The following is a 23,519-nucleotide window of genomic DNA, read 5'->3' as shown; positions in this document are numbered from 1 at the left end:
AAGGTGCAGCAATGGGTGGCGTTCGCCGTGCTGGCGGCGGCCGTCACGGTGACGGTGCTGCTGGCGCTTTCGCTCTAGCGAGAATCCGTTTGGCCGTGGCAGTCGCCCTGGGTTGATGCTTGCGCTCGGCGACCACAACCGCCTCCTCGCCGTACTGGACGGCGGTCTCGTGGTCGCCGAGTGCCAGGTGAAGGGTGGAGAGCTGCCCGAGCAGGCGGTACTCCGCCCACCAACGACTGGTCGCCCGGACAATCGCCAGACACCGGCGCACATGACCGAGTGCTTCGATCAGCCGCCCGTCCACCTGCGCTTCGAGCGACATGGCCACGAGCAACGCGATCTGACCGATGTGGTCGCGCACATCCTCCATCGCGGCCAGAACGGCGTGGTTGTCCGGCAGGTTGGTGTACGCCCGGCACACTGCCGCCGTCTCGAGCGCGAGGCGGCGCGCGTCGTCGATGTCACCCATCTCGTATCGCCAGTAGGCGAAGTCGGCCATGGCGAGCGCCTGGCCGCGCCGGTCACCCGACTCCTGGTAGGCGGCCAGCGACCGCTCCACCCACTGCAGGCACTCCTCGTGACGGAAGCTGTCGAAGTACACGTGGGCCATGTCGTGCATGACCATCGCGGTACCGCGCACCTCGCCGTGCGCCCTCAGCAACTCGATCGACTCCCGCATGTGGGCGAGCGCCCGGTCGTTCTGCCCGAGCTCGGCGTGCACGATGGCGATGTTGTGCAGCGCGTTGGCTTCTCCTGTCGGGGCACCCACCTGCCGCATCAGCACCAAACCGCGTTCGAAGTACTCCATCGCTTTGTCGTACTCGTACCGTTCCCTCGCGATCATGCCGAGCAACCCCATCGTCGAGGCTTCTCCGCGAGTATCTCCGATCTGCCGCATGAGGTCGAGAGCCTCGTCCAGGTGCTTCTTCGCTGTCTTGTGGTCGTCCTGTGCCATGAATGCCGATCCCAAGCCGCGCAACGCTTCCGCACGCGCCTGCAGATCACCGAGCTGGTGCGCGGCGGCCAGCGCGACACTCTGCACCTCGACCCGCTCCCGACCGGATCCGCGTAACAGCAGGAAGTGCGCGAAGTGGTGCGGCAGCTGCCACGCATACCGGTAGTGCCCCTCGTACGCGGCCAGGTAGACGGCGGTCCTGAGGTTCGACCTCTCCTTCTCCTGCCAGGCCAGCGCCTCGACCGACGTGGCGAACGTCGGCGGGTCGACCAGCTCGTACGTCACCGCCGAATGGATCTCGGGCCGTCCGGGCGCGATGCGCAGCGCGGAAGCCGCCGCGCCGTGCAGGTAGTGGTCGAGGATGCGGACGACCGCCTCGTTCTTCTCGTCCGGCTCGACGCTGGCCTTCGCGTGGTCGGCCAGCAGGTCGTGGAAGCGGAAGCGGCCGTTCTCCTTCTGCTGCACCAGATGCACGTCGAGCAGCTCGTCCAGCAGTCGTTCAGCCTCTACGCGCGTCGAGCCGATCAGCGCCGCGGCGAGGTGGGCGTCCCAGTCCTCACCGGTGTGCAAGCCCAGCCTGCGGAAGAGGCGCTGCTGTTCGGGAGTGAGTTGCTGGTAGGACAACGCGAACGCGTTCGCGACACTGCGCTCGCCCGACTCCAGCGCGGCCAGCCGTTGTTCGGTGAGTCTGCGCGTCAGGTCGAGCGCGGTCCACGCCGGCCTGGTGCGCCAGCGGGCACCGACGATCCGCACCGCCAACGGCAGGTAGCCGCAGAGCCGGACGATCTCGCGTGCTGTTTCAAGATCGGCTCTGGGGCCGACGATGCTCGCGAGCAGCTTGATCGAGTCCTCTTCGGACAGAACGTCGAGCGAGACCGTGTGCGCGGCATCGAGATCCAGGAGCCGGCGCCTGCTGGTCACCAGGACGAGGCCGGAGCCGGGCAGCAGCGGGCGGACCTGGGCGGCGCTGCCCGCGTTGTCGAGCACCACGAGTGCCTTGCGGTGGGCCATTTCCGCGCGCCACCGGGCCGCGCGGGCGTCGAGGCCGTCCGGGATGTCGTGCGCGGGCACGCCGAGTGCGGTCAGCAACGCCAGCAGCGCGTCCGACGGGGTCCGCGGTTCGACGCCGTCGGTGTAGGAGTGCAGGTCGACGAACAGCTGCGCGTCCGGGAAGCGCGACGCCAGGCGGTGGGCGGCGCGGACCGCCAAAGTCGTCTTGCCGATGCCCGCCATGCCGTCGATCGCGGTGATCGCGACGCAGCCGGACGGGACGGCGGCGAGGATCTGGTCGAGGTCCTGCGCGCGGCCCGCGAAGTCCGGGATGTCGCCGGGCAGGTCGTTGCGGGACCTCGGCCGGTTGTCGGCGGTGAGCACCTGCTGGTGGGCCTGCTGCAGGTCCTTGCCGGGGTCGAGACCCAGCTCGTCGGCGAGCCTCGAACGGATGTCGTCGTAGGCCTGCAACGCCTCGGTCTGCCGGTCGCAGCGGTGCAGCGCGATGATCAGCTGAGCCCACAACCGTTCCCGCACGGGGTGTTGCCGGGTGAGCGAGCGCAGTTCGGGGACCAGTTCCGAGTGCCTGCCCGCCCGGAGGTCACCCTCGATCCGCGCTTCCAGCACTGTCAGGTACTTCTCGGTCAACGCCGGCACGTGGTCGCGTTCCAAGGCGTCGCTGCCGATGTCCGCGAACGGACGCCCACGCCACAACGCCAAAGCTTGGCGCGGCTCCAAAGTGGAGAACCGGTGGACGTCGACCTCGTCGGGCCGCACGTCCAGCAGGTAGCCACCCGGCCGCGTCTGCACCAGATCCGCCGCGCCGAGGTCCTCGCGCAACCGGCCGACCGTGGTCTGCAGCGCACCCCGCGAACCACCGACGAGCTCGACGAGTTCGTCGACCCCGACGACCTGCCCGGGCCGCAACAACAACGCGGCGAGCACGACCCGCCGCTTGCCGGGCGGGACGTGGACGTGGCGCCCGTCGAGCACCACGTCCAACGGCCCGAGCAGGCCGAACGACCTCACGACCACTGACCCCAGTGGACCATGTCCTCGAACTTCGTGCGCTTGCGCGTGCGCGGCGACGCCCCCTCGGAGATGCCCTCCTCGGCGGGGTGGCCGATCGCGATCATGCCGATCGGCACGTAGCTGTCCGGCACGCCGAACTCCGCGCGCAGCTCAGGCCACTTCTCCTTGTCGGTGCCGAAGAACACCGCGCCGAGGCCCTCGTCGACCGCGGTCTGCAGGATCAGCAGCGCGGCCATGCCCGTGTCGATGTCCCAGTACGGCACCGGCCAGTGGTCCTCGCTGCGGTCCGTCCAGCCCTTGTCCTCCTGCGCGTACCGGTCGAGGTACACGTCCTTGGCCGAGAACGGGATGACGACGACCGGCGCGGTCTTCGCGTCCTCCCCGCCCCACCACTCGAACATCTCGCCGAGCTTCTTCAGCTGCTCACCCTGCAGCACCAGGAAGCCCTGCCCCTGCGAGAACCCGGCCGACGGACCGCGCACCGAGTTGCGCATGATCCGCTGGATGCTCTCGTCGCTGACGGGCTCGTCGGTGAACTTGCGAACCATGCGCCGACGACGGACAACGTCCTGAAACTCCACGTCAACCTCCCCAGTCGATGATCTCGACCGTAGCAGCGACCGCGGAGCCGCACTCAGAGACGACGAAGGCCCGCCAGCACCCGCTCCAGCAACGCCCCGTCCGGACGCTCCTCGCCGTAGGACGACGCGGTCCGGTGCACGTCGATCAGCCCGTGCGACGCCATGTCACCGAGCAGCACCTTCGTGACACCCAACGGCAGATGACGCAGTGCGGCGATCTCCGCCACCGACCGCGGCGACTGGCACAACGCCAGCACGTCCTGGTGCTCGGGGCGCACCGCCGTGGCCGAGCGCTCGTTCACCGAGACCAGCGTCTCGATCTCCAGGTGCACCTCGGACGTCGTGCGCCCACCGGTCCACGCGTACGCGCGCACGATGGACGCCGACGACTCGATGGACGGCAACGGCGGCACGGGCTCGAACGGCAGTGTGGCGTACGGATCCGGCTCGGGTGGAGGCTCCACGATGCGCGGAGCCTTCTTCTTGCCACGTCTGCGGATGCGCGCGCTGTCGAAGCTGAACCCGCTGACCAGGTCACCGAAGTTGACCTGCTCCTCGTCTTCCCGGTTCATGCGAGCTCGGCCCGCAGTTCCGGCGTGAGCAGCTGGCCCACCTGCCGCACGACGACCGTCATCTCGTACGCGACCTGCGCGACGTCGCACGAGTTCGACGCCAGCACCGCGAGCACCGAACCGTCGCTGATCGACGACAGCAGCATGACGCCCCGGTCCATCTGCACGACCGTGCGGACCACCGCGTCACCCGCGAAGCACTGGGACGCCGACTCCGCGAGCGACACCACTCCCGCGACGATCGCGGCGAACTGCGGCGCGACGTGCTGGGGCAGCTTGGTCGACGAGATCAACACCAACCCGTCGGCCGAGATCACCACGGCGTGCTCGATGCCGGGTGTGCGCTCGGCGAAGTTGGTGACCAGCCATCCGAACTGGTCCACCTGCGTGCTCATCGACTCTCCTGCCGGTCGGGAAGGCCTCGCTGCACACCGCGCTGGAAGGCGTCGAGGAAGCCCCGGGCCGACTCAGGCGACTGGCGTGCTGGTGCGGGGGGAGGCGGCACAACGGCAGCCGGTGACTCGAACCAGGAGTCCGATCCCCGGGCCGAAACCGACTCGGGTTCCCTGGCCGGGCCGGACGTCGTCGGCCGCACCGGCAGCTGCTGCTCTACCGCTTCCCCTCGGAAAGACTCCCAGGACTCTTCGCGTCGTGGTGCCAGTTCCGCCGGAACCAACACGATCGCGCGAGTCCCCTTGCCCTGTTGGGCATCGAGACGTACCACGATCTGGTGGCGTGCGGCGAGCCTTCCGACGACGAAAAGTCCCATTTCGCGGAAGACCTGGACCTCGACACCCTCACCGGCGGCCTCCAGCCGGTGGTTCACCACGGCCAGCGCCTCCTGGTCGATGCCGATGCCGTTGTCGACCACGTCGATCTGCACGATGTCGCCGGCCTCGATCGACGCGCTGATCGAGACCTGGGTGTGCGGCGGCGAGAAAGCCGTTGCGTTGTCAAGAAGTTCGGCCAGCAGGCGCACGAGGTCGCTTGCCACGTAACCGACTACTTCGGCGTTCGGCGCGGTGTGCACCATCACCCGTTGGTACTGCTCGATCTCGGCGGCCGCCGCGCGCAGCACGTCGGTGAGCGGGATCGGGCGGTGGAACCTGCGGGCCACGTCGCCGCCCGAGAGCACCATCAGGTTCTCGTTGTTGCGGCGCATGCGGGTGGCGAGGTGGTCGAGCTTGAAGAGGTTCGCGAGCTGGTCCGGGTCCTCCTCGTACTTCTCCAGCTCCTCCATCAGCTTGAGCTGGCGTTCGACGAGGCTCTGGCTGCGCCGCGACAGGTTCACGAAGATGTTGCGCATGTTCGCGCGCATCGCGGCCTGCTCGATCACCGACTTCACGGCCTGCTGGTGCACGGCGTCGAACGCGCGCGCCACCTGGCCGAACTCCTCGGTCGTGTCGACGGGCACCGCTTCGATCTCGGTGCTGCCGCGACCGGTCGCGACCATCTCGGGAAGCTTGTGCCACGCCACTTCGAGAGCCGAGCGGCGCAGGGCGTTCAACGAGCGCAGCAGGTAGCGGCCGACGACGAACCCGACGGTGCCGGCCAGGATCAGGCTGGCGAACAGGATCGCGGACGCCGCGCCGGCCCGGTCGCTGGTCTCGTCGCGCAGGCGGTTCGCGGTGTCGCGCAGGTCGTTCTGCAGACCTGTCACCACGCCGTCCAGCGACTTCGCGACGGCACCGGACGCCTTGCTCCAGTCCGCGGCCGCGATCGGCAACGGCTTGGGCTTGTTCGCGTTGTTCCCGGTTCCGTTTCCGGTCGTGTTTCCGGTCGCGGGAGCGTCAGAGGTCGGGTGCAGCACCGCCGTCGCGAGCATCTTGCGGTGCGCCTCGATGTCCGGTCCGTTGAAGAACGACCAGTACGAGCTGAGCTGCTCCGGCGTCGCGAGTGCCGCGAACTGCCCGGCGATGTAGCCGAGCTTGACGTTCGACTCGACGAGCGAGCGCACCTCGGCGGTGACGAGCTGGCCGCGGGTGAGCCCGGACAGCACGACCGCCTGCTGGTAGAGGACCTGCTCCTGCACGTGCAGCGCGTGGTGCAGGCCCATCGCCGTGCGGGACAGGGCCGCGTCGCCGAACTCGCTGGCGAGCACCTCGTCGACGTCGAGCATCGCCTCGGTGAGGGAGGTGTACTCCTTGATCACGCCCGGCACGTCACCGGTCTTCTCGCGCAGCGCGGGCAGACCGGCGATGCGGGAGCGGACGTCGTCCATGCGGGCCGTGACGACCTGCGACAGCGAGGTCTTGGCGACCTGGGCGCGCAACGCCGTGCGGGCGTCGTCGGTGCGCTTGATCTGTTCCTGGAGCGCCTGCGGGCCGGAGCCCTCGGCGACGATCCGACGTTCCGCCTGCACGCCCTCGATCACGGGGATCAGCGCGGAACGGACCTTCACCAGCCGCTGGAGCGCCGCGTAGGACTCGGCGCGTTCCATGTGCGACTGGATCTGCAGTACGCCGGCGCCCACCGCGATGAAGACCGGAACGATCAACACCGCGGCGAGCTTCACCGGCAGGCGCCAGTTGCGCCAGTTGACGAGCGCGTTGAACATCAGACGAAGAGCTTGGCCGCGTTCAGGAAGAGCCGGTACAGGCCGTAGGCGAGCGGGATGCCCACCCACAACCACGCGCCGACTAGCAACAAGCGCTGGGAGTTCACTTCCGCACCACGCCTTCCGCGTCTTCAGCGTCGGTCTTGTCGGCCGCCTCTGCGACGTCCGCGGCCTCCGCCTCGTTCCACTTGGCGACCGTGGCCTCGTCGTCCGTCTTCGGCTCGGGCTTGTCGCTCTCGTCAGCTGCCTTGGGTTCGTGGAACTTCGGGTTGACCGGGCGGACCAACTCGTTCGCTACGAAACCAACGACCAGCAGCGAGATCATGATGTAGAACGACGTGGTGTACAAGTCGGGCCCGGTGTGGCCCGCCTTCTTGCCCGCGTCCGCGATGGCGTTGACGATCAGCGGCCCGAGGACGCCGGCGACCGACCACGCGGTCAGCAGGCGGCCGTGGATCGCGCCGACCTGGTAGGTGCCGAAGAGGTCCCGCAGGTAGGCCGGGATCGTGGCGAAACCGCCGCCGTAGAACGACAGGATCACCATCGCCGCGACCACGAACAGCGGCACGCTGGACGAGCCGATCGTGAGCAGCGTCAGGTAGAGCAGCGCGCCGACGCCGAGGTAGACGCGGTAGATGTTCTTGCGGCCCACCAGGTCCGAGGTCGACGACCAGACGATCCGGCCGGCCATGTTGGCCGCGCTCAGCAGTGCCACGAAGCCCGTGGCCGCCGCCGTCGCGACCGGGGTCGAGGACTCCTTGAAGAAGTCGACCAGCATGGGCGCGGCCTTCTCCAGGATGCCGATGCCCGCGGAGACGTTGAAGCACAGCACGACCCACAGCAGCCAGAACTGCGGCGTCTTGATCGCGTTGTTCGCGGACACGTTGAAGGCGACGACCGCCTTCGGCTTGTCCTTGAGCAGCGCGGCCTTCTCCTCCGTGAACTCCTTGGAGGGCAGGCGGATCAGCAGCACGCCGAGGCTCATGAACACGGCGTAGGCGAGACCGTGGATGAGGAAGGCCTTGCCGATGCCCGACGTCGACGTGTTGCCGAACGCCGTCAGCATCGAGGTCGACCAGGGTGACGCGATCAACGCTCCGCCGCCGAAGCCCATGATCGCGATACCGGTCGCCATGCCCGGCCGGTCCGGGAACCACTTGATCAGCGTCGAGACCGGCGAGATGTAGCCGATGCCGAGGCCGATGCCGCCGACGAGGCCGTAGCCCAGGACGACGACCCAGTACTGGCCCGCCCACACACCGGCGGCGGAGATCAGCAGACCGGAGCAGAAGCAGACCAGGGAGGTGAACATCGCCCACCTGGGTCCCTTGCGCTCCACGGTCGTGCCGAGCACCGCGGCCGAGAGCCCGAGCATCACGATGCCGAGCTGGAAGGGCAATGCCGACTGCGTTCCCGTGATGCCCAGAGATTTCTCCAGAGGCGTCTTGAAGACGCTCCAGGCGTAGGCCTGACCAATGGAGAGATGAATCGCCAGAGCTGCGGGCGGAACGAGCCAGCGGTTCCATCCGGGAGGCGCGACTGTGCGTTCGCGCGCTAAGAACCCCACTTTATCCCCAACCGTCACAAAAACGCGGACCGAACGATCCTAGGCCAGGTGTACACGTGCGACAACGGTCTGGACCTGTCGAACAGTCGTCGAACGCTGTTGCATACGACGCAACTCCGGGAGCTTCTGCACCCAAGATCACTGAGGTATCCTCAGGTCTGACCATTTGAGACGAATGCAGTGTCCGGTTTTGCCCGTTTCCCGGTACTCGGGCACGTTGACTGCACACGTGAGAGCGCTACAGTGGTCGCCGCACAGCGAGGGGCGGGGGTACATGACCAAGGCGATGTGGTCGCCTGGGGAAACGCAGCACGAGCATCGGGAAATCCGGGGTTTCGCGTCGTTCGACGACCCCGAGACTTTGTCGTACGTCGATTCGAACGGCAAGCCGAACTTCGCGTTGATTCAGCAGACCGACGAATTCCGCACCCTGCGTCGCCGGCTCACGACGTTCATCTTCCCGATGACCGCTTTGTTCCTCGCGTCCTACCTGACGTTCGTGCTGCTGTCCGCATATGCGCACGACCTCGTCAGCACGAAGGTAATCGGTGTGATCAACCTCGGGATCCTGCTGGGACTCGGGCAGTTCGTCACGTCCATCCTGATCACGCTCGGTTATGCCCGTTACGCAAAGCGACGGCTGGACCCGCAGCGCACATTGCTCGCAGAGAAGACAGGCGTCGAGGAGTAAGGCATGCCCACCACCGGCAACCCGGTGCTGAACCTCAGCGTCTTCGCGGTGTTCGTCCTGATCACCCTCTACATCGTCTACCGCGCCTCGAGCCGGAACGTGACGGCGTCGGACTACTACGCCGCCGGCAGCTCGTTCACCGGCGCCCAGAACGGCGTGGCGCTCTCGGGTGACTTCCTGTCGGCCGCGTCGTTCCTCGGCATCTCCGGCGGCATCGCGGCGCACGGCTACGACGGGTTCCTCTACTCCGTCGGCTGGGTCGTCGCGTGGCTCGTCGGCCTGCTGCTGATCGCCGAGGGCCTGCGCAACACCGGCCGCTTCACCGTCGGCGACGTGCTGGCGTTCCGGATGAAGCAGCGCCCGGTCCGCGCGGCCGCCGCGAACGCGACCCTGGTGATCTCGTTCTTCTACATGATCGCGCAGATGGCGGGCGCCGGCGGCCTGATCGCGTTGCTGCTCAACGTGTCCTCGAAGTGGGGCCAGGCGATCCTGATCGCGGTCGTCGGCATGGTGATGGTGCTCTACGTGCTGGTCGGCGGCATGAAGGGCACGACCTGGGTGCAGATCATCAAGGCCGTCCTGCTGCTGCTCTGCGTGACGCTGATGAGCATCTTCCTGCTGGGCAAGTTCGGTTTCAGCCTGTCGGCGATCATGCAGCAGGCCACCGAGAACAACAAGCTCGGCGAGGCCGTGCTCGACCCCGGTGCCAAGTACGGGTTCAGCACGATGTCCAAACTGGACTTCGTGTCGCTGGCGCTGTCGTTGGTGCTGGGTATCGCGTCTCTGCCGCACGTGCTGATGCGCTTCTACACCGTGCCGAACGCCTCGGAAGCTCGTCGTTCGGTCGTGTGGGCGACCTGGACGATGGTCATCTTCTACCTGTGCACGCTGGTGATCGGCTTCGGCGCGATGGCCTTGGTGGGTACCGACACCATCGCCGCCGCGCCGGGTGGGGAGAACTCCGCCGCGCCGCTGCTGGCGTTCCGGATCGGTGGCGCGGTGCTGCTGGGCATCGTGTCCGCGGTCGCGTTCGCCACGATCCTCGCGGTGGTAGCGGGTCTGACGCTCGCCGCTTCGGCCTCGTTCGCCCACGACGTGTACGCGAACGTGATCAAGCGCGGTAATGCCGAGCCGCGCAGGGAGATCCGGGTCGCGCGGTTGACCGCTGTGGTGGTCGGCGTGTTGTCGATCATCGGCGGTATCGCGGCGAACGGCCAGAACGTGGCGTTCCTGGTGTCGCTGGCGCTGGCTCTGGCCGCCTCCGCGAACCTGTCGACGATCCTCTACACGATCTTCTGGCGCCGCTTCAACACCACGGGCACGCTGTGGAGCATCTACGGCGGTCTCGGGTCGTGCCTGCTGCTGATCATCTTCTCGCCGGTGATGTCCGGCGCGAAGACGTCGATCTTCCCGGACATCGACTTCGCCTGGTTCCCGCTGGGCAACCCCGGCCTGGTGTCGATCCCGTTCTCGTTCCTGTGCGGGTTCCTGGCGACGATCTTCTCGAAGTCCGAGCCGGAGATGGCCGCCAAGGCCGCGGAGATGGAAGTCCGGGCGATCGCGGGCATCGGCACCAAGGCCTGACGGGTGGATGAAGAGGCGCGGCCTCAACGCGGTCCTGCACCCCACGAGCGGGGTTGTCGCCAGGCAGAGGCCGTGGATCTGGTCGCGCTCAGCAAGGACCTGTTCTTCCGGGGCAAGCGCGACGAGGCCGGCGAGGCCGCACAGCAAGCGTTGGCGTTGGCGGCGCAGGAGCGCGCCCGCATCGGCCTGGAGAAGGCCGGCCGGGCCGTCGCCGCCGCGCGCGACCTCGGAGATGGCGTGGCCGAGGTGCTCGCCCTGCTCGATCACGGGCGCTTCCTGGTCGTATCAGGTCGGCACGAGGAGGCGGAGGCGGACTTCGCCAGGGCGGCGCGGCTCGCCAGGACTGCGGCGACCGCGGAGCGCTCCAGCGCTGAGTGGGTGCACGAGCGGTCGTTGGCGAGCATGGCCAAGGCACTGCGCGAGGCCGGACTGGAAGAGGCCGCGCGAGGTGCCGAGGAGCAGTCCGGCCCGGAGCGAGGTCACCCCGCGTCCATCACGGTCTCCAACGACGCCGGCCAGGTGCACGCGCAGAACGTCGTGCAGGTCGGCGTCGTCCACGGCGACCTCACCATCACCTCCGGACCTGTCTCCCGAGGTGAGACCGCGCTGAACGTGTCGGTCACGACCTCCCAGTCCGAAAGCACGACCTACGGGTACGAAGGCCTCCACGCCCATCCGGACGTCGAGATCCACGTCTTCGTGGAGGCCTTCACCCCACAGGCCGTGCTGCTGCGGCGACTGCGCCCGGTCTTCGTCCGCGAGGTCGAGTGGGAGACTCAGTCCAATGCCATGCGGATTGATCCGAGAGAGTTCCGCGTCGGCCTCGACCGCGCCGCTCACCGCTACGACGCCGACCTCCCCGCCCAGGCTCTGCGCCTGGACCGCGCCTTCGCCGAAGGCGGCGCGGACTTCCCGTTCTACGTGACCATGAGCACCCCGGAGTACTTCGTCATCAGGCCCGCGCTCCGCGGTGTGCGCACCCTCGTCGAATGGCGGCTCGAGCTGGACTGGTCCTGTCTGGGCCAGCACGGCACCGTCACCATCGACCACGGCGGCAGCCCGTTCCTGTCCGACGGCTCGGTGAGCAGCACGTTCGACTGGGACAGGTCCTGATCGTCGTGCTCACGGGCGGGCGACCAGGACCACTCCCTGGTCGCCCACCGCGTGCGGTCGCCGGCTGAAGTGCCTGCGCAGCGCGGGTTCCACGGCTGTCAGCATCTCGTGGGCCGCCGGGTGGTCCTCGTACCAGAAGTTCACGAGGATCTGCGCGGCGGCTCGTACCCGTTCGTCCAGACCGGCTTCGGGGAAGTGCAGCGCGGCTTCCGTCCGATGTGCGGTGAACCGGCTGAAACCGTTGCTCTTCAACACTTCCTCGGCCACCGAGAGCAGATAGCCCTGGTCGTCCGGCGGCTCTTCGGCGATCGGCACACAGGTCTCGTTGAGCAGGCTCACGAGCTCGTTGTCCGGTGCGCCGCCGATGATGACGACCTTCGCCTCGGGGTGCGTCAGGTCGACCACGCGGGCGATCTCGTGGAGAGCGCCTTCGAGGTCGGTGACGTAGGGCAGGATCCAGTTGGCCAGCACCACGTCGAACGTGCCGTCGTCGAACGGCAGGTGCTCGGCGCTACCCGGCAGGATCTCGATGCCCGTTTCCCGCAGCACGGTTGCCCGATCCGTGTGAGGTTCGACGGCCGTGCAGCCGCCCAGTTGCACAGCCACCGCCTGGGTCAGCTCGCCGGTGCCACCGCCGACGTCGAGTGCTTTGCCGTTTCCCGCCGTCAGCGACCGCACGAGCGCGATCTCCTCGCGGCGTTCGAGTCTCGCCACGAAGTCGAGCCAGCCGCGGGTGCTGAGCGCGTGCGGGCCGCGATATCCGGTCTGCAGCACGCCGTTCACCTCCTGATGTAGGTCGGGGCGAGACCCATCACCTGCGTGCGCAAGGCGATGTCGGTCTGGAAGTCGCCGGCCAGGTGTGCGGTGACCATCACCGCGCCGTGCGCCTCGGCCCCGCGCATCGTCAGGCACGCGTGCTCGGACCGGATCAGGCAGGCCGCGCCGGACGCCGCCAGGTGACCCATCAGCGCCTCGACCACCTGCTCCCCCAGCCGTTCCTGGACCTGGGGCCTGGCCGCGAACTCCTGCACCACCCTGGCCAGTTTGGACAGTCCGACGATCTGGCCGCCCGGTGCAGGCAGGTACGCGACGGTCGCACGGCCGAGGAACGGCAGCACGTGGTGCTCGCACAACGCCACGAACGGCACGTCGACCGCCGCGATCACGCCCTGGTTCACCGACTCCGGCGGGAACTGCACGCACAGGTGCCTCGTGGGGTCGAGTCTGAGTCCGCTGGTCAACTCGGCCAACGCGCGCACGAACCGCAGCGGCGTGCGTTCGGTGGACGTTGTGTCGCAAGGGATGCCGAGCGCGGTGAACATCGCCCGCGCGTGCTCGGCCGCTTCGGCCACCCCGGCGTCGGCGCGGGACGACACGGTGATCACGGTCATGAGTGGTCCTTTTCGGTACAGCGCCAGGACGCGGAGTTGACGTGCGTCTCGCGCACGGTCACCTCGGCGACGCGCGCGCCGGGTGCGCCGGGCAGGTCGCGCAGGGCGTCCTCGACGACGCGGGCGATGAGCTCGGCGACGGCCTCGACGGTCGGATGGGCGAGGTCTTGGGCGAGTTGCTCGGCGGGTTCCGGGTTGTCCGCGCCGAAGCGGTAGACCTTGCTCTTGTGCTCGGTCAGCACGTCCACCAACGGATCCGCGGCGCCGAGCATCGCGCCGTGGTCGAGGTGGGTGTCGATCCAGTCCCTGACACGGGCTTTGAGCGCGCCGAACTCGACGACGGCACCGGCGTGCAGGGCGGGCGCGGACACCTCGGCCTCCATCCACCACGAGTGGCCGTGCAGGTTCACGCACTTGCCGGCCAGGTGCGGAAGCCGGTGCGCCGTCTCGAAGTTGTGCCGCACGGACACGCTGTGAGTGCTCATGCGATGCCCAGGTACTTGTGGGTCTGCACGGACAGGCTCCACTTCGGGTTGCGCTTGCAGTAGGCGATCGCGGCCGCGGTGTTGGCGGCGACGTCCGGGCCGTCCATCGGCTGCAACCGGAACGACTCGAACCGCAGGTGCTCGAACCGTTCCGGCTCGCCGTTCTGCTGCGGGTAGACCAGCTTCAGCTCGTGGCCGCTGGTCGCGACGAGCTCGGAGCCGAGCTTCGGGCTGACGCACAGCCAGTCGATGCCCGGCGGCGGGACCTGCGTGCCGTTGGTCTCCACGGAGATCTCGAAACCCCGGTCGTGCAGCGCGTCGATCGCTTGTGCGTCGAGCTGCAGCAGTGGTTCGCCGCCGGTGCACACGACGAACCGTTCCTCGTCAGTGTCGCCGTCCCACACCGCTTCGACCGCATCGGCGAGTTCACTCGCGGTCCGGAATTTCCCGCCGTTGGGGCCGTCGGTGCCCACGAAATCGGTGTCGCAGAATTGACAGACCGCCCTGTGTCGATCCTTTTCGAGACCCGTCCACAGGTTGCAGCGGGAGAATCGGCAAAAGACCGCGGGCCGTCCGGCATGACGACCTTCACCTTGCAGGGTGTAGAAGATTTCTTTCACGAAGTACGTCATGCCGGCACTGCCAGGTAGCGCACCGGGTCTTTCGCCCCGACCTCGTGGAAGCCCTTCAAGCGCAGCACGCACGTGTCACAGGTGCCGCACGAGACGCCGTCGACCGGGTCGTAGCAGCTGGTCGTGAGCGAGTAGTCGACGCCGAGGTCGATGCCCGTGCGGATGATGTCCGCCTTGGTCATGTCGATCAACGGAGCGTGCACGCGGATGCGCCCGTCGCCCTCGATCGCGGACTTCGTGGCGAGGTTCGCCATGGCCTCGTAGGCCTCGATGTACTCGGGACGGCAGTCCGGGTAGCCGCTGTAGTCGACCGCGTTGACACCGGTGAACACGTCCCGCGCGCCCACGACCTCGGCATACGCCAGCGCGAACGACAGGAAGATGGTGTTGCGGCCGGGCACGTAGGTCGGCGGGATCTCCCCCGCCATCTGCTCCTCGTCACGGCCCTTGGGCACGGCGATGTCGTCGGTCAGCGCCGAGCCGCCGAACACGCGCAGGTCGATGTCGGCGACGATGTGCCGCGCCACGCCCATCCGTTCAGCGACCTTTTTGGCCGCCTCCAGCTCCACGCTGTGCCGCTGGCCGTAGCTGAAGCTGAGCGCATAAGGGAGAAAGCCTTGCCGCTTCGCGATGGCGAGCGTCGTGGTGGAATCGAGGCCACCACTGAGCAGAACGATTGCAGGCATGCTCATGCGATCATCACCCGTTCACGCAGGTTTATCGGCAGGGGAATGCCACTGAACGTAGAGCCGCCGTTTTCGGGACGTCAACACCCGAGCCGAATCTTTTCGGTAGGTGAACCGTCGCGTATCAGTTGGGAATGATCCCGGATTCGTGCGCGATGATCGCCGCCTGCACCCGGTTCCGCACACCCAATTGGCGAAGAATGGTACTGACGTACACTTTTACGGTTCCTTCGACGACGTGGATCCGAGCTGCGATCTCCGCGTTCGACAGGCCCGCGCCGACCAGTCCGAGCACCTCTCGCTCGCGTGCCGTCAGCCCCGCGATCCGTTGCGTGGCAGCCGGTCTCGGGTGGGTCCTGGAGAGCTGGTCGACGACTCGTTTGGCCACCAATGGAGACAGGTAGGCCGCGCCAGTTGCGACGGCACGGACCCCCGCGATGATCTCCTGCGGGTCGCCGGTCTTGAGCACGAAGCCCGCCGCGCCCTCCCCCAGCGCCCGGCTGATGTAGGTGTCGTCGGCGAACGTCGTGAGCACCAGCGTCCGCGTGTCCGGGTGCCGCTCGCGGATCAGGTTGGCCGCGTCCAGCCCGTCCAGACCGGGCATGCGAATGTCGAGCACCGCGACGTCCGGCCGGTGTCTCGCCACGAGATCAACGGCCTCGCCGCCGTTCTCCGCCTCCGCCACGACCTCGATGTCCTTCGCGGTCGCGAGCACGGCCTTCACGCCGAACCGCACCACGGGCTCGTCGTCCGCGAGCACGACGCGGATCATCCTTTGTTCCTGACGAGCCATTCCTTGGACACGAGCCGATCATCCCGGAAACACAGCTGGTGCAGGTCGTGCCTTTGGTTGTCGAACGGGTTGGCGTGCGTGGAGTAGTAGAGGCACTCGGTGTTCTCCGGCGCCGACACGCCGAGCGGGTTGTCGACGCGGGTGCGCAACGGCAGGTCGAGGTCGTCTTCCTGTGCGCCTATTCGCGCCTGCTCGAACTGCTGCGGGGTGAGCACCGACGTCACCGCGTCGAACACCATGTAGCCGGGGACGCCGACCGCGATGCCCGCGCATACGACGGACGTGATCAGCACGGTGCGTTTGGCGCTCTTCCTGATCTCCGCTTCGGTGCGTTGTTTGCGGACGTGTGTCGGCGTGGTCCTCGGCAGCGGGCGTTCGGGGAGCTTCGCCCTGACCTCGAACCCGCCGTCCTTCGGCCCCGCGTCGAACGAGCCGCCGACGAGCGCGACGCGTTCGGCCAGGCCCAGGAGTCCCTTGCCGCTGCCGACGGACGGTGGTTTCGGGGCCGGCCCGTTGGTGATGCGCAGTTCGAGGTTCTGTCTCAGCACGACCTCGACCCGCGCGCCGGGAGCGTGCTTGATCACGTTCGTCAACGCTTCGGCGACGACCCTGTGCACGGTTCTGGCGATGATCCCGTCGATCTCCGTGACGCGTTTGTTGGTCAGGTCGACGTTCAACCCGCTGCGCTGGACGACTTCCTCGATCGTCGCCACGGGTTCGTCCTCGTCCGCCCTGAGCACCTGCATGACGTCCGCGAGCCGTTCGGCTGCCGCCGTGACGCTGGCCCGCGCCGTCCTGGCGGCTTCGCGTTGCTGGTCCGTGAGAGTCGGTTCGAGCTCGAGCGCTCCCGTGAGGAGTGCCGCTCGTGCCAGTTCGTGGCCGACCAGGTCGTGCATTTCCCCTGCCAGGCGGGCACGTTCGGCGTTGCGGGCGTTGTCGGCGTCCCGTTCGAGCAGGGTGGCGTGCTCCCAGCCCACTTCCTGGAGCTCGGCGTACCTGCGGCGGAACCGCCCGAACATCCACGGCACCACGCCGAGCACGCCGATGCCGGACGTCACGACGAGTGCGGTGTCCGACCCTCCGCGCGCGCTCAGTGCGACGACGACGCCGGCGAACTCCGCGATCGTGAGGGCGATCGCGGTCGCTCCCGGGTCTTTCGCGTGTCGTCCAGCGAGAAAGCTGACCAGTGCCAGCAGCGGGGTGAGCACCAGCATGACGTCGAACTCGACGCTGACGAGGTAGGAGGCGAGCCACCCGCCGAGGGCGAGGCTCAACGCCACCGCGGGGCGGTTGCGCACCACGGCGAAAGCCGCGACGAACAGGGCCAGGTAGAGCGCGACCTCCCACACGTTCCCCATCATCCCAGTCGCTGCAGCACGACGGTCGGCGCGTCGTCGTTGCTCCGCTTCTTCTTCAGCAGAGCCGCGATCCCCCACGAGATCAACGCGCCGAGCAGCAGCCCGGCCGCAACGTCGTGTACATAGTGGACACCGACAATCACTCGCGACGCCGCCGCCGCGATGGCGCAGATTCCCGCCACCCAGCCCAAAGTCCGGTGCAGCGCCCAGATCGCCATCGCGGACGCCCCGGCGATCACCGAGTGGTTGCTGGGGAACGACCAGTCGCCCGGCGGTGGGCACTCCGCGAGCGACGCCGCCGTGCGACAGGGCCGTTCCTCCTGGACCAGCAGCTTGACGACCTCGCTCACCGCGTAGGCCACCGCCACGCCCGCGCCGGCGAGAAAGCCTCTTGCGCGGTGTTTCAGGACGAGCCAGCCGAACATCAGAACGAACACACCCAGCACCGCGTCGGTGCCGATCACCAGCCAAGTCACCCAGCCGAAGCTACGAACTTCTTCGGGTGCGCACCTCTGCCGTTCGGAACCGATCAGACCTTACTTTCGACAAGGTCGGCCTCCAGCTCGCGGACGACGGGCAGCACGTGCTCGCACCCAATAGGCGAAACTTCACTCCGTTTTCCGGCACCTGAGCACTCCTCACGAAGATCTGCTACAAATAACACGACAAAAGCGTTCGCTCGGTGACCGAGATAATCTCTCACCGATACTCGCTTTCCCTCACCATGCGTGAGTGTCCTGGTCCTGATGGATGAAATAGAACACCTCCGAGTGGCTTCTCACTCTTTGGTCGGCGGATTGACAACATCAGTCGACTATCGAGATCCTCAGCCCCATGTGCACCGCTGTCGTCCTGGTAGGACGCCTTCACGTGGACCTGCGCCAGCAGGCCAGCGCACTCTGTCGCTCCCTCTGAGCACCTTTCCCCTTTTGTGTCGACGCTTATTTGGCGTGCCCGAAAACAAGGAGAAGACTGCAATGCGATGGCGAAAAACTCTGGCCGGAGCCGCAGTCGCGGCACTCGCGGCCGGCGTGGTGACGGCGAGCGGGGACAACTCCCCCGCTTATGCCGATGTGCAGACGTTCACGGACAGCAAGACCGCCTCTGACGGCAAGCAGTATTGGGTGAAGAACCACCTCACCTCTGAGGCACAAGCGTTGAGTGCCGGGCGCAAGAAGTGGCTTCTCGTCTGGGCTGGAGACGAGAACGTCGCCGACACTCTCGTGAAGGACCTGAAGAACCTGCCAGGGTCGTTGACCGGCGGGCTCGGCAAGGTCACCAACGCGTTGCCGGGGCCCGACTTCCTGGCCGTGATCGACGCGACCGAGGGCTCGCCGAGCTACGGCAAGGTCGTGAACACCGCGACCGTCGGGCCGTTGGTCGAGAACGAGCCGCACCACATGCAGTACGTGTGGCACAAGGGAGACACGGTCTACGCGGGCGCGCTGTTCGCGGCGGCCACCTACGCGTTCGACGTGAGCGCACTGCCTTCGTTGAAGCTCAAGGGAATCAGCCTGCCGACGAACACGTTGGGCGGCTCCGTGCCGGACGCGTACTGGACGTTGAAGGACGGCACGGCGTACGGCACCTACATGGGCGGCCCCGTGGTGCCCGGCCCGTACACCTACGCCAACGGGCAAACGGTCGTGGGCAACGGTTTCGCGGGCTCACCGGGCGCGCTGTTGCGATTCGACCGCGACGGCAAGGTGCTCTCGCAGACCTCCGCGGCCACTCCGCAGGGCGACGACGAGAAGCTGTGCCTGAACCTGCCGCGACTGGGCGCGCCCTCCTGCGCCAACCCGCACGGCATCCAGGCCCGTGAGGACCTGAACATCCTCGTGACCTCGGACTACGCCGAGCCGCGCAACATCATCCTCGACCCGGTCAAGGCGCCCTCGCCCTACCTGCGCCGCCCGACGGTCCGCACCTGGGACATCTCCGACCGGAACGCTCCTCGCTTGAAGGCCGTGAGCTACCTGCAGAACGGCCCGCGTGCCGATCCCGCCGACCCGCTGCACCAGGAGAGCCGCGCGGTCATGGAGACGACGGTGACGAACCTGCCCGGTCACAAGGGCGCGTTCGCCCAGACCATGCAGGGCGGCGCTGTGCACTACACACCGGACATCACGGCGGCTGAACCGCACTGGTACGAGGTGTTCGACGACGGTTCCGCCGGCAAGGCGATCTACGCGGGCAACGATTCGAACGGTGGCGGTTCGAATGGTGGCTGGATCCAGACCTCGCCGGACGACAAGTACCTCTACCGCGCGATTTCCGGGCGGGGCAAGGGGGCGCTCGGCCCGAACGACCCCGGCACCACCGGTGGCGTGTACGTGCTGAACATCGAGAAGCTGCTGGCGGCGGGAACTGGTTTCACCTGCCGCATCGACACTGTGGCCGAGGCGCAGAACGGTGGCGGCGAGTCGGACTGCCCGACCCTGGCCGGTGCCGCTCCGATCAACCCCGGCACGCCGGCCGCGGGTCCGCACTGGGGCGCGTACGACAACTTCTCGTTGGGGGCGGACGGTTTCTACCACGAGACCTCGTCTCCTCGTCGGCTCGCGGTGTCGAACTACTTCGTGGCGCGGACCGGTCTCGACGGTGACCACAAGGTCAACATCGTGAACGTCGGCCCCTCCGGTTCGTTGTCCGTCGACACGTCGTTCAAGGACGAGTTCTCCGGTCAGGTCGGCATCAACTTCAACCGCAAGGACTGGCCGCACGGGCCGTTCGGCAACGCGAAGCCGCACTCGGAGCTGTTCGTGATCTCGGATGCGGACGTGAAGTAATGGATCATCCCCACGGAGGTTTCGAGGCCGCCTCGGGCGTTTCGGTTTGGCTCGTCGTGGTGCGGCTGGCGTTGCTGCTGGTGTCGTTCCTGGTGGCAGGTTCCGGGATCGCGGTCGTGGTGCCTCGTTGGGTGAGGGCCGCGAACTTCGCACTCGCGGCGCTCGCCCTCGGACTGGTGTCCGTGTCCGCGCTCGTGTTCGACGCACATCTTTTGGGTGCGTTGGTGCACGCGGTGCTGGTTCTGACTGTGCCGGTGCTGCTCGGGAAGCCCGCTGTCCGTTGGGTGGCAGGGGCTTTGACGTTGCTGCTGGTGATCGAGACCTCCGTTGGGGACTCCGGGTTGTTGTTGGTGGCCAACACCGTCTACGTGGCCGGTGCGGTCGCTTGGGTGGCGTTGGCCCTGTCGCCTGGTTCGCGCTTTCGCCAGCACGTCCTGTCGTTGGGCGTGGTGCTGGCGTTGGCCGGGCTGGTGCGGCTGGTGTCGTCCGGTTTCGCGTTCGACCGCCGGGTTGTCTCGTTGCTCGGCATCGGGTTGGTCGTCGTGGTGCTGCTTCCGTTGGTAGCGCTGAGGATTCGCCGGTTCGGAACTCTTGCGGTCGCTTTCGGCCTGCTCTTGTGGAGCGGGCTGGCGGCTCTGCCCTCGCCGCAGGAGCTCCCTGTGCCCGGCGTTCCCGTGCTGGCTTCGGCTGGTGGGGCCCCGGTGCTGATCAGCCCGCATCGGCCGGGGCGCAACCTCGTGCACTTCCCTTCCGACGGCTTTTCCGTGGAGGTCGGCGGGGTTTCGGTTCCGGCTGTGCCTTTGTCCGGCGCGGACGGGACGTGGGCTTCCGTCGATCTACCGGCTGGGCGTGGTTCGCTTGTTGTGCGGTCTTCGTCCGGCAGCTCGTCGGTTTCGTTCGACACAGGTGATGTTTTTGGTCCTGCACCGGATCCCGAGTGCGCCTCGGCTGCTCTGGGCGGGCTGATCGCGGGCAAGCGTTCGGTTCTTGCTTCTTGTCCGGCCGATGGATTGTCCACTGAGGACGCTGACTCGCTGACGAAGCTGGTGACGTTCTTGAAGAACAAGGGCGTCACCAGCGTCCGCATCGTCTCGGACTCCTCGCCTCGCGGTGTGGCGGCTTCTGCGCTTGTTCGTTCTCTTGTTCCGGTGTCGGACTCGGGTGACGCGCTGGTCGTGTTGTCCGGGTGGTCAACCGCTTATGGCGCGTTGTCACGTGCCGGCGTCGAGCAAGCCGAACGCCCGGTCTACCCGCACGGCCTGTACGTGGCGCCGTGGTTGCTGACGTCCTCCATCGCCACTTCCGTGACGACTTTGGCCGTACCACTGCGCTTCGACCCGCGGGAGCAACTGCCGATCGGCTACGCCGTCGAGGTCGGCAACCGTTTCGGCGGCGCGAACCCGACGCCCGCGGGCTTCCGCTCGTGGCTCGGCCGACCTCTCGGTTCCGAAGTCCAGATCTACGCGGTCGCCCAGGTGACCGCGATGCCCATGGGGCCTGGCGAAGTGCACGGACCCGGCATGCCCATGCAGGAAGAGCTTGCGGGGCAATGGGTCCCGAAAGCCACCGTCGTACCGGTCAGCCCGGTGCTCAGCTGAAGGAGTTTCTGTTGGCCACTCAGTTCCTCACCTCCGACACGCCGATCTGGGTCCTGCCGGGCCTGGATCTGGGCCCGATCCTCGACCCGACCGTCGGCATACCCGCGGCTCTGGCGCCGATCTTCGAACTCCTCAAGTTCATCGGCGGCTGAGTTTTTGTTACTACGAAAGGATTTTCCGTGAAGAAGCTCGTTGCTTCCGCAGTTCTGACCGGAGCCGTTCTCGCCGGCTTCGCCTCGCCCGCCTTCGCAGACCCGGCCGTGGTCGACAAGCCGGACACCAGCGGCCTCTCCGACAAGTGGACGACCGCACCCCTCGGCGTCCCGGTCTTCGGCCTGATCGAGTCCGTCGTCAAGGCCCCCAACTACATCATCCCCAACTAGCCCTGTCTCGTGAGTGGTCGCCGCCTGTTCGCGGCGACCACTCACGACCACCCCAGGAGGTCCCACGTGACGACGCAGTACTTCCCGACATCCTGCGCGGCCCCAGTTCCGTCGTCCTCGGAACCGGTCCGCACAGTCCCACTCGTCGTCGCCGGGCTCCTGGCGATCGGCCTGACCTGGTACGTCTGGTCCTCCTACGGCGCGAAGCAGGGCGTGCTCCTCTTGCTGGGCCTGGCCCTGGGCGTGACGTTGTTCCACTCCCGCTTCGGCTTCACCTCGGCCTGGCGCCAACTCATCGCAGTCGGCAACGGCGCGGGCCTACGCGCCCACACCTTGTTGTTGGGCACCGCAGCCACCCTGATCGCCCTGATCATCTCGACCGGCACGGGCCTGTTCGGCTCAGTCCCGCGAGCCGTCGGCAACCCCCTGGGCCTAGCACTGCTAGTAGGCGCGGTGCTGTTCGCCATCGGCATGCAACTAGGCGGCGCCTGCGCCTCAGGCACCCTCTTCGCCGTCGGCTCGGGCCAGTCCACCATCGTCCTGACCCTCTTCGGCTTCATCGCCGGCTCAGTCCTCTACACCTGGGCCTTCCCGCTGTTCGACGGCTGGCCGGCCTTCCCCGCGATCGTCCTCTCCGAACACGTCGGCTGGTGGGGCTCCTGGCTCATCACCATCGCCCTGCTCTCTCTGATCGTCCTGGCAACCCGCGTCGTCCAATCCCGCCGAACCCCACCCCCGGCAGACGTCGTCCCCACCGCCCACGGCCTGGCCCGCATCATCCGAGGCTCGTGGCCCCTGCTGACCGGCGCGGTGGTGCTGGGCATCCTGGCCGCCGCGGTGTTCCTCGTATCAGGCGGCATCTGGGGCGTGACCTTCGCCTTCGCCCTCTGGGGAGCCAAACTCGTACAACTGCTCGGCCTCCACCCGGAAGCCTGGACCTTCTGGCAAACGCCGGCCAACGCCAAGGCCCTGGCCGCTCCAATCTGGACCGACAAGACCTCCCTCACCAACATCGGCATCATGATCGGCGCCGCAACCGCTGCGGCGGCGGCCGGAGCGTGGAAAATACACAGCACCATTCCGTGGCGAACGGCTCTGGCAGCCGTGCTGGGAGGTGTGCTGATGGGCATCGGTGCAAGGCTCGCCGGCGGCTGCAACATCGGCGCGTACCTGGGCGGCATCTCCGTGGGCTCGCTGCACGGGTGGCTGTGGGGCGTCTTCGCACTCGGCGGCACGTGGATCGGCCTCCGCCTGCGCCCGCTGTTCGGCCTCGCCAACCCCAAACCAACCGACTCGGTCTGCTGATGGCGAGCGGGGTGGCGGGTGCGCCGACCACAGGCCAGGCAGCTGGTCCACTGCAGACGGACCAGGCAGGGGTAGCGATGCCGGGCCGAGCGACCCATCGTGCCCATCCCGGTCGATCAACTCGACCTGCCCAACTCGACCAAGCGACTCGCCATGCCCACCTCAGTCGATCAACTCGACCTCGCCGACTCGACCGAGCGGCTCGCCGTGTCCACCCGGACCGATCAACTCTGCCCAACCCCTCCGATGGTGCAGGGCGGCGTGCCCACCCCGATCGATCAACTCTGTTCAACCTCTCCGATCGTGCGGAGCGGCGTGCCCACCCCGGGCGATCAACTCTGTTCGACCTCTCCGATCGTGCGGGACGGCGTGCTGACGATGTCATGTGCGCCCCCTCGCGCCCTTCCTATTGCGCGGTGAAGATGACCATGGTTTCCGGACATCTACTAGACGGCGC

Annotated in this window: 23 protein-coding genes; 9 read left to right on the top strand and 14 right to left on the bottom strand. The window is 67.5% G+C overall.

Annotation, left to right across the window (positions count from 1 at the left end; translation table 11 throughout):
* Positions 1 to 43 precede the first annotated feature (43 nt).
* The 6 genes from AB0M24_RS14555 to AB0M24_RS14530 all read right to left on the bottom strand — a co-directional run bounded on the left by AB0M24_RS14555 (position 44) and on the right by AB0M24_RS14530 (position 8,254).
* Complete coding sequence (locus AB0M24_RS14555) at positions 44 to 2,974, bottom strand: BTAD domain-containing putative transcriptional regulator (protein ID WP_363766251.1); 2,931 nt, start codon at positions 2,972 to 2,974, stop codon at positions 44 to 46.
* Positions 2,971 to 3,558 carry a nitroreductase family protein gene (locus tag AB0M24_RS14550; RefSeq protein WP_363766248.1) on the bottom strand — a complete coding sequence of 196 codons (588 nt, stop codon included), beginning with the start codon at positions 3,556 to 3,558 and terminating at the stop codon, positions 2,971 to 2,973. Before AB0M24_RS14550 ends, AB0M24_RS14555 begins: the two co-directional genes overlap by 4 nt.
* Positions 3,559 to 3,611: 53 nt before the next feature.
* A complete protein-coding gene (locus tag AB0M24_RS14545; protein WP_363766245.1) occupies positions 3,612 to 4,130 on the bottom strand; it encodes a DUF742 domain-containing protein in 519 nt (172 codons plus the stop codon).
* The gene (locus tag AB0M24_RS14540; protein ID WP_363766242.1) at positions 4,127 to 4,525 is read right to left on the bottom strand and encodes a roadblock/LC7 domain-containing protein; all 399 of its coding nucleotides are present in this window, start codon (positions 4,523 to 4,525) and stop codon (positions 4,127 to 4,129) included. The genes AB0M24_RS14545 and AB0M24_RS14540 overlap by 4 nt, the downstream gene beginning before the upstream one ends.
* Entirely contained in the window at positions 4,522 to 6,687 is a 2,166-nt protein-coding gene (locus tag AB0M24_RS14535) for a nitrate- and nitrite sensing domain-containing protein (protein WP_363766240.1), read from the bottom strand. The genes AB0M24_RS14540 and AB0M24_RS14535 overlap by 4 nt, the downstream gene beginning before the upstream one ends.
* Before the next feature lie 103 nt (positions 6,688 to 6,790).
* Entirely contained in the window at positions 6,791 to 8,254 is a 1,464-nt protein-coding gene (locus AB0M24_RS14530) for an OFA family MFS transporter (protein ID WP_363766237.1), read from the bottom strand.
* A 229-nt stretch (positions 8,255 to 8,483) separates the two neighbouring features.
* Between AB0M24_RS14530 and AB0M24_RS14525 the strand changes: the two genes are divergently transcribed.
* The 3 genes from AB0M24_RS14525 (at position 8,484) to AB0M24_RS14515 (ending at position 11,642) form a co-directional block, all read left to right on the top strand.
* Positions 8,484 to 8,945, top strand: coding sequence for a DUF485 domain-containing protein (locus AB0M24_RS14525; RefSeq protein ID WP_363766234.1), 462 nt, complete (start codon positions 8,484 to 8,486; stop codon positions 8,943 to 8,945).
* A 3-nt stretch (positions 8,946 to 8,948) separates the two neighbouring features.
* The gene (locus AB0M24_RS14520) at positions 8,949 to 10,529 is read left to right on the top strand and encodes a cation acetate symporter (protein ID WP_363766231.1); all 1,581 of its coding nucleotides are present in this window, start codon (positions 8,949 to 8,951) and stop codon (positions 10,527 to 10,529) included.
* 72 nt (positions 10,530 to 10,601) lie between these two features.
* On the top strand, positions 10,602 to 11,642 hold the full coding sequence (locus AB0M24_RS14515; protein WP_363766228.1) for a hypothetical protein: 1,041 nt from the start codon (positions 10,602 to 10,604) through the stop codon (positions 11,640 to 11,642).
* 9 nt (positions 11,643 to 11,651) lie between these two features.
* Here AB0M24_RS14515 and AB0M24_RS14510 read toward each other — a convergent pair whose 3' ends face one another.
* From AB0M24_RS14510 to AB0M24_RS14475, 8 genes are all read right to left on the bottom strand, one after another.
* Positions 11,652 to 12,416 (bottom strand): class I SAM-dependent methyltransferase, encoded by a 765-nt coding sequence (locus tag AB0M24_RS14510; RefSeq protein WP_363766226.1) that lies wholly within the window; start codon positions 12,414 to 12,416, stop codon positions 11,652 to 11,654.
* A 5-nt stretch (positions 12,417 to 12,421) separates the two neighbouring features.
* Positions 12,422 to 13,033, bottom strand: a complete 612-nt coding sequence (folE, locus tag AB0M24_RS14505; protein WP_363766223.1) for a GTP cyclohydrolase I — start codon at positions 13,031 to 13,033, stop codon at positions 12,422 to 12,424.
* Complete coding sequence (locus AB0M24_RS14500; protein WP_363766221.1) at positions 13,030 to 13,518, bottom strand: 6-carboxytetrahydropterin synthase; 489 nt, start codon at positions 13,516 to 13,518, stop codon at positions 13,030 to 13,032. Before AB0M24_RS14500 ends, folE begins: the two co-directional genes overlap by 4 nt.
* Positions 13,515 to 14,150, bottom strand: a complete 636-nt coding sequence (gene queE, locus AB0M24_RS14495) for a 7-carboxy-7-deazaguanine synthase (RefSeq protein ID WP_363766218.1) — start codon at positions 14,148 to 14,150, stop codon at positions 13,515 to 13,517. Before queE ends, AB0M24_RS14500 begins: the two co-directional genes overlap by 4 nt.
* Positions 14,147 to 14,842, bottom strand: a complete 696-nt coding sequence (gene queC, locus AB0M24_RS14490) for a 7-cyano-7-deazaguanine synthase QueC (RefSeq protein ID WP_363766215.1) — start codon at positions 14,840 to 14,842, stop codon at positions 14,147 to 14,149. The genes queE and queC overlap by 4 nt, the downstream gene beginning before the upstream one ends.
* A gap of 118 nt (positions 14,843 to 14,960) precedes the next feature.
* Entirely contained in the window at positions 14,961 to 15,608 is a 648-nt protein-coding gene (locus AB0M24_RS14485) for a response regulator transcription factor (RefSeq protein ID WP_363766212.1), read from the bottom strand.
* Positions 15,605 to 16,987 carry a histidine kinase gene (locus tag AB0M24_RS14480; protein WP_363766209.1) on the bottom strand — a complete coding sequence of 461 codons (1,383 nt, stop codon included), beginning with the start codon at positions 16,985 to 16,987 and terminating at the stop codon, positions 15,605 to 15,607. The genes AB0M24_RS14485 and AB0M24_RS14480 overlap by 4 nt, the downstream gene beginning before the upstream one ends.
* Entirely contained in the window at positions 16,987 to 17,463 is a 477-nt protein-coding gene (locus tag AB0M24_RS14475; RefSeq protein ID WP_363766206.1) for a phosphatase PAP2 family protein, read from the bottom strand. Before AB0M24_RS14475 ends, AB0M24_RS14480 begins: the two co-directional genes overlap by 1 nt.
* A 501-nt stretch (positions 17,464 to 17,964) precedes the next feature.
* On the opposite strand from AB0M24_RS14475, the gene AB0M24_RS14470 reads away from it, so the two are divergent.
* From AB0M24_RS14470 to AB0M24_RS14445, 6 genes are all read left to right on the top strand, one after another.
* Positions 17,965 to 19,776, top strand: coding sequence for a hypothetical protein (locus AB0M24_RS14470; RefSeq protein ID WP_363766203.1), 1,812 nt, complete (start codon positions 17,965 to 17,967; stop codon positions 19,774 to 19,776).
* A complete protein-coding gene (locus AB0M24_RS14465; RefSeq protein WP_363766200.1) occupies positions 19,776 to 21,374 on the top strand; it encodes a hypothetical protein in 1,599 nt (532 codons plus the stop codon). Before AB0M24_RS14470 ends, AB0M24_RS14465 begins: the two co-directional genes overlap by 1 nt.
* Before the next feature lie 11 nt (positions 21,375 to 21,385).
* Positions 21,386 to 21,526, top strand: coding sequence for a hypothetical protein (locus tag AB0M24_RS14460; protein ID WP_363766197.1), 141 nt, complete (start codon positions 21,386 to 21,388; stop codon positions 21,524 to 21,526).
* 27 nt (positions 21,527 to 21,553) lie between these two features.
* A complete protein-coding gene (locus AB0M24_RS14455; protein WP_363766195.1) occupies positions 21,554 to 21,757 on the top strand; it encodes a hypothetical protein in 204 nt (67 codons plus the stop codon).
* 66 nt (positions 21,758 to 21,823) lie between these two features.
* Positions 21,824 to 23,062, top strand: a complete 1,239-nt coding sequence (locus AB0M24_RS14450; protein WP_363766192.1) for a YeeE/YedE family protein — start codon at positions 21,824 to 21,826, stop codon at positions 23,060 to 23,062.
* 99 nt (positions 23,063 to 23,161) lie between these two features.
* Positions 23,162 to 23,482 carry a hypothetical protein gene (locus AB0M24_RS14445; protein WP_363766189.1) on the top strand — a complete coding sequence of 107 codons (321 nt, stop codon included), beginning with the start codon at positions 23,162 to 23,164 and terminating at the stop codon, positions 23,480 to 23,482.
* Positions 23,483 to 23,519 lie beyond the last annotated feature (37 nt).

Origin of the sequence: Lentzea sp. NPDC051838, from assembly GCF_040681245.1 — a bacterium.
Lineage (GTDB): Bacteria > Actinomycetota > Actinomycetes > Mycobacteriales > Pseudonocardiaceae > Lentzea.
The sequence above is the reverse complement of the archived record's forward strand: the minus strand, read 5'-3'. Positions and strand labels throughout refer to the sequence as shown.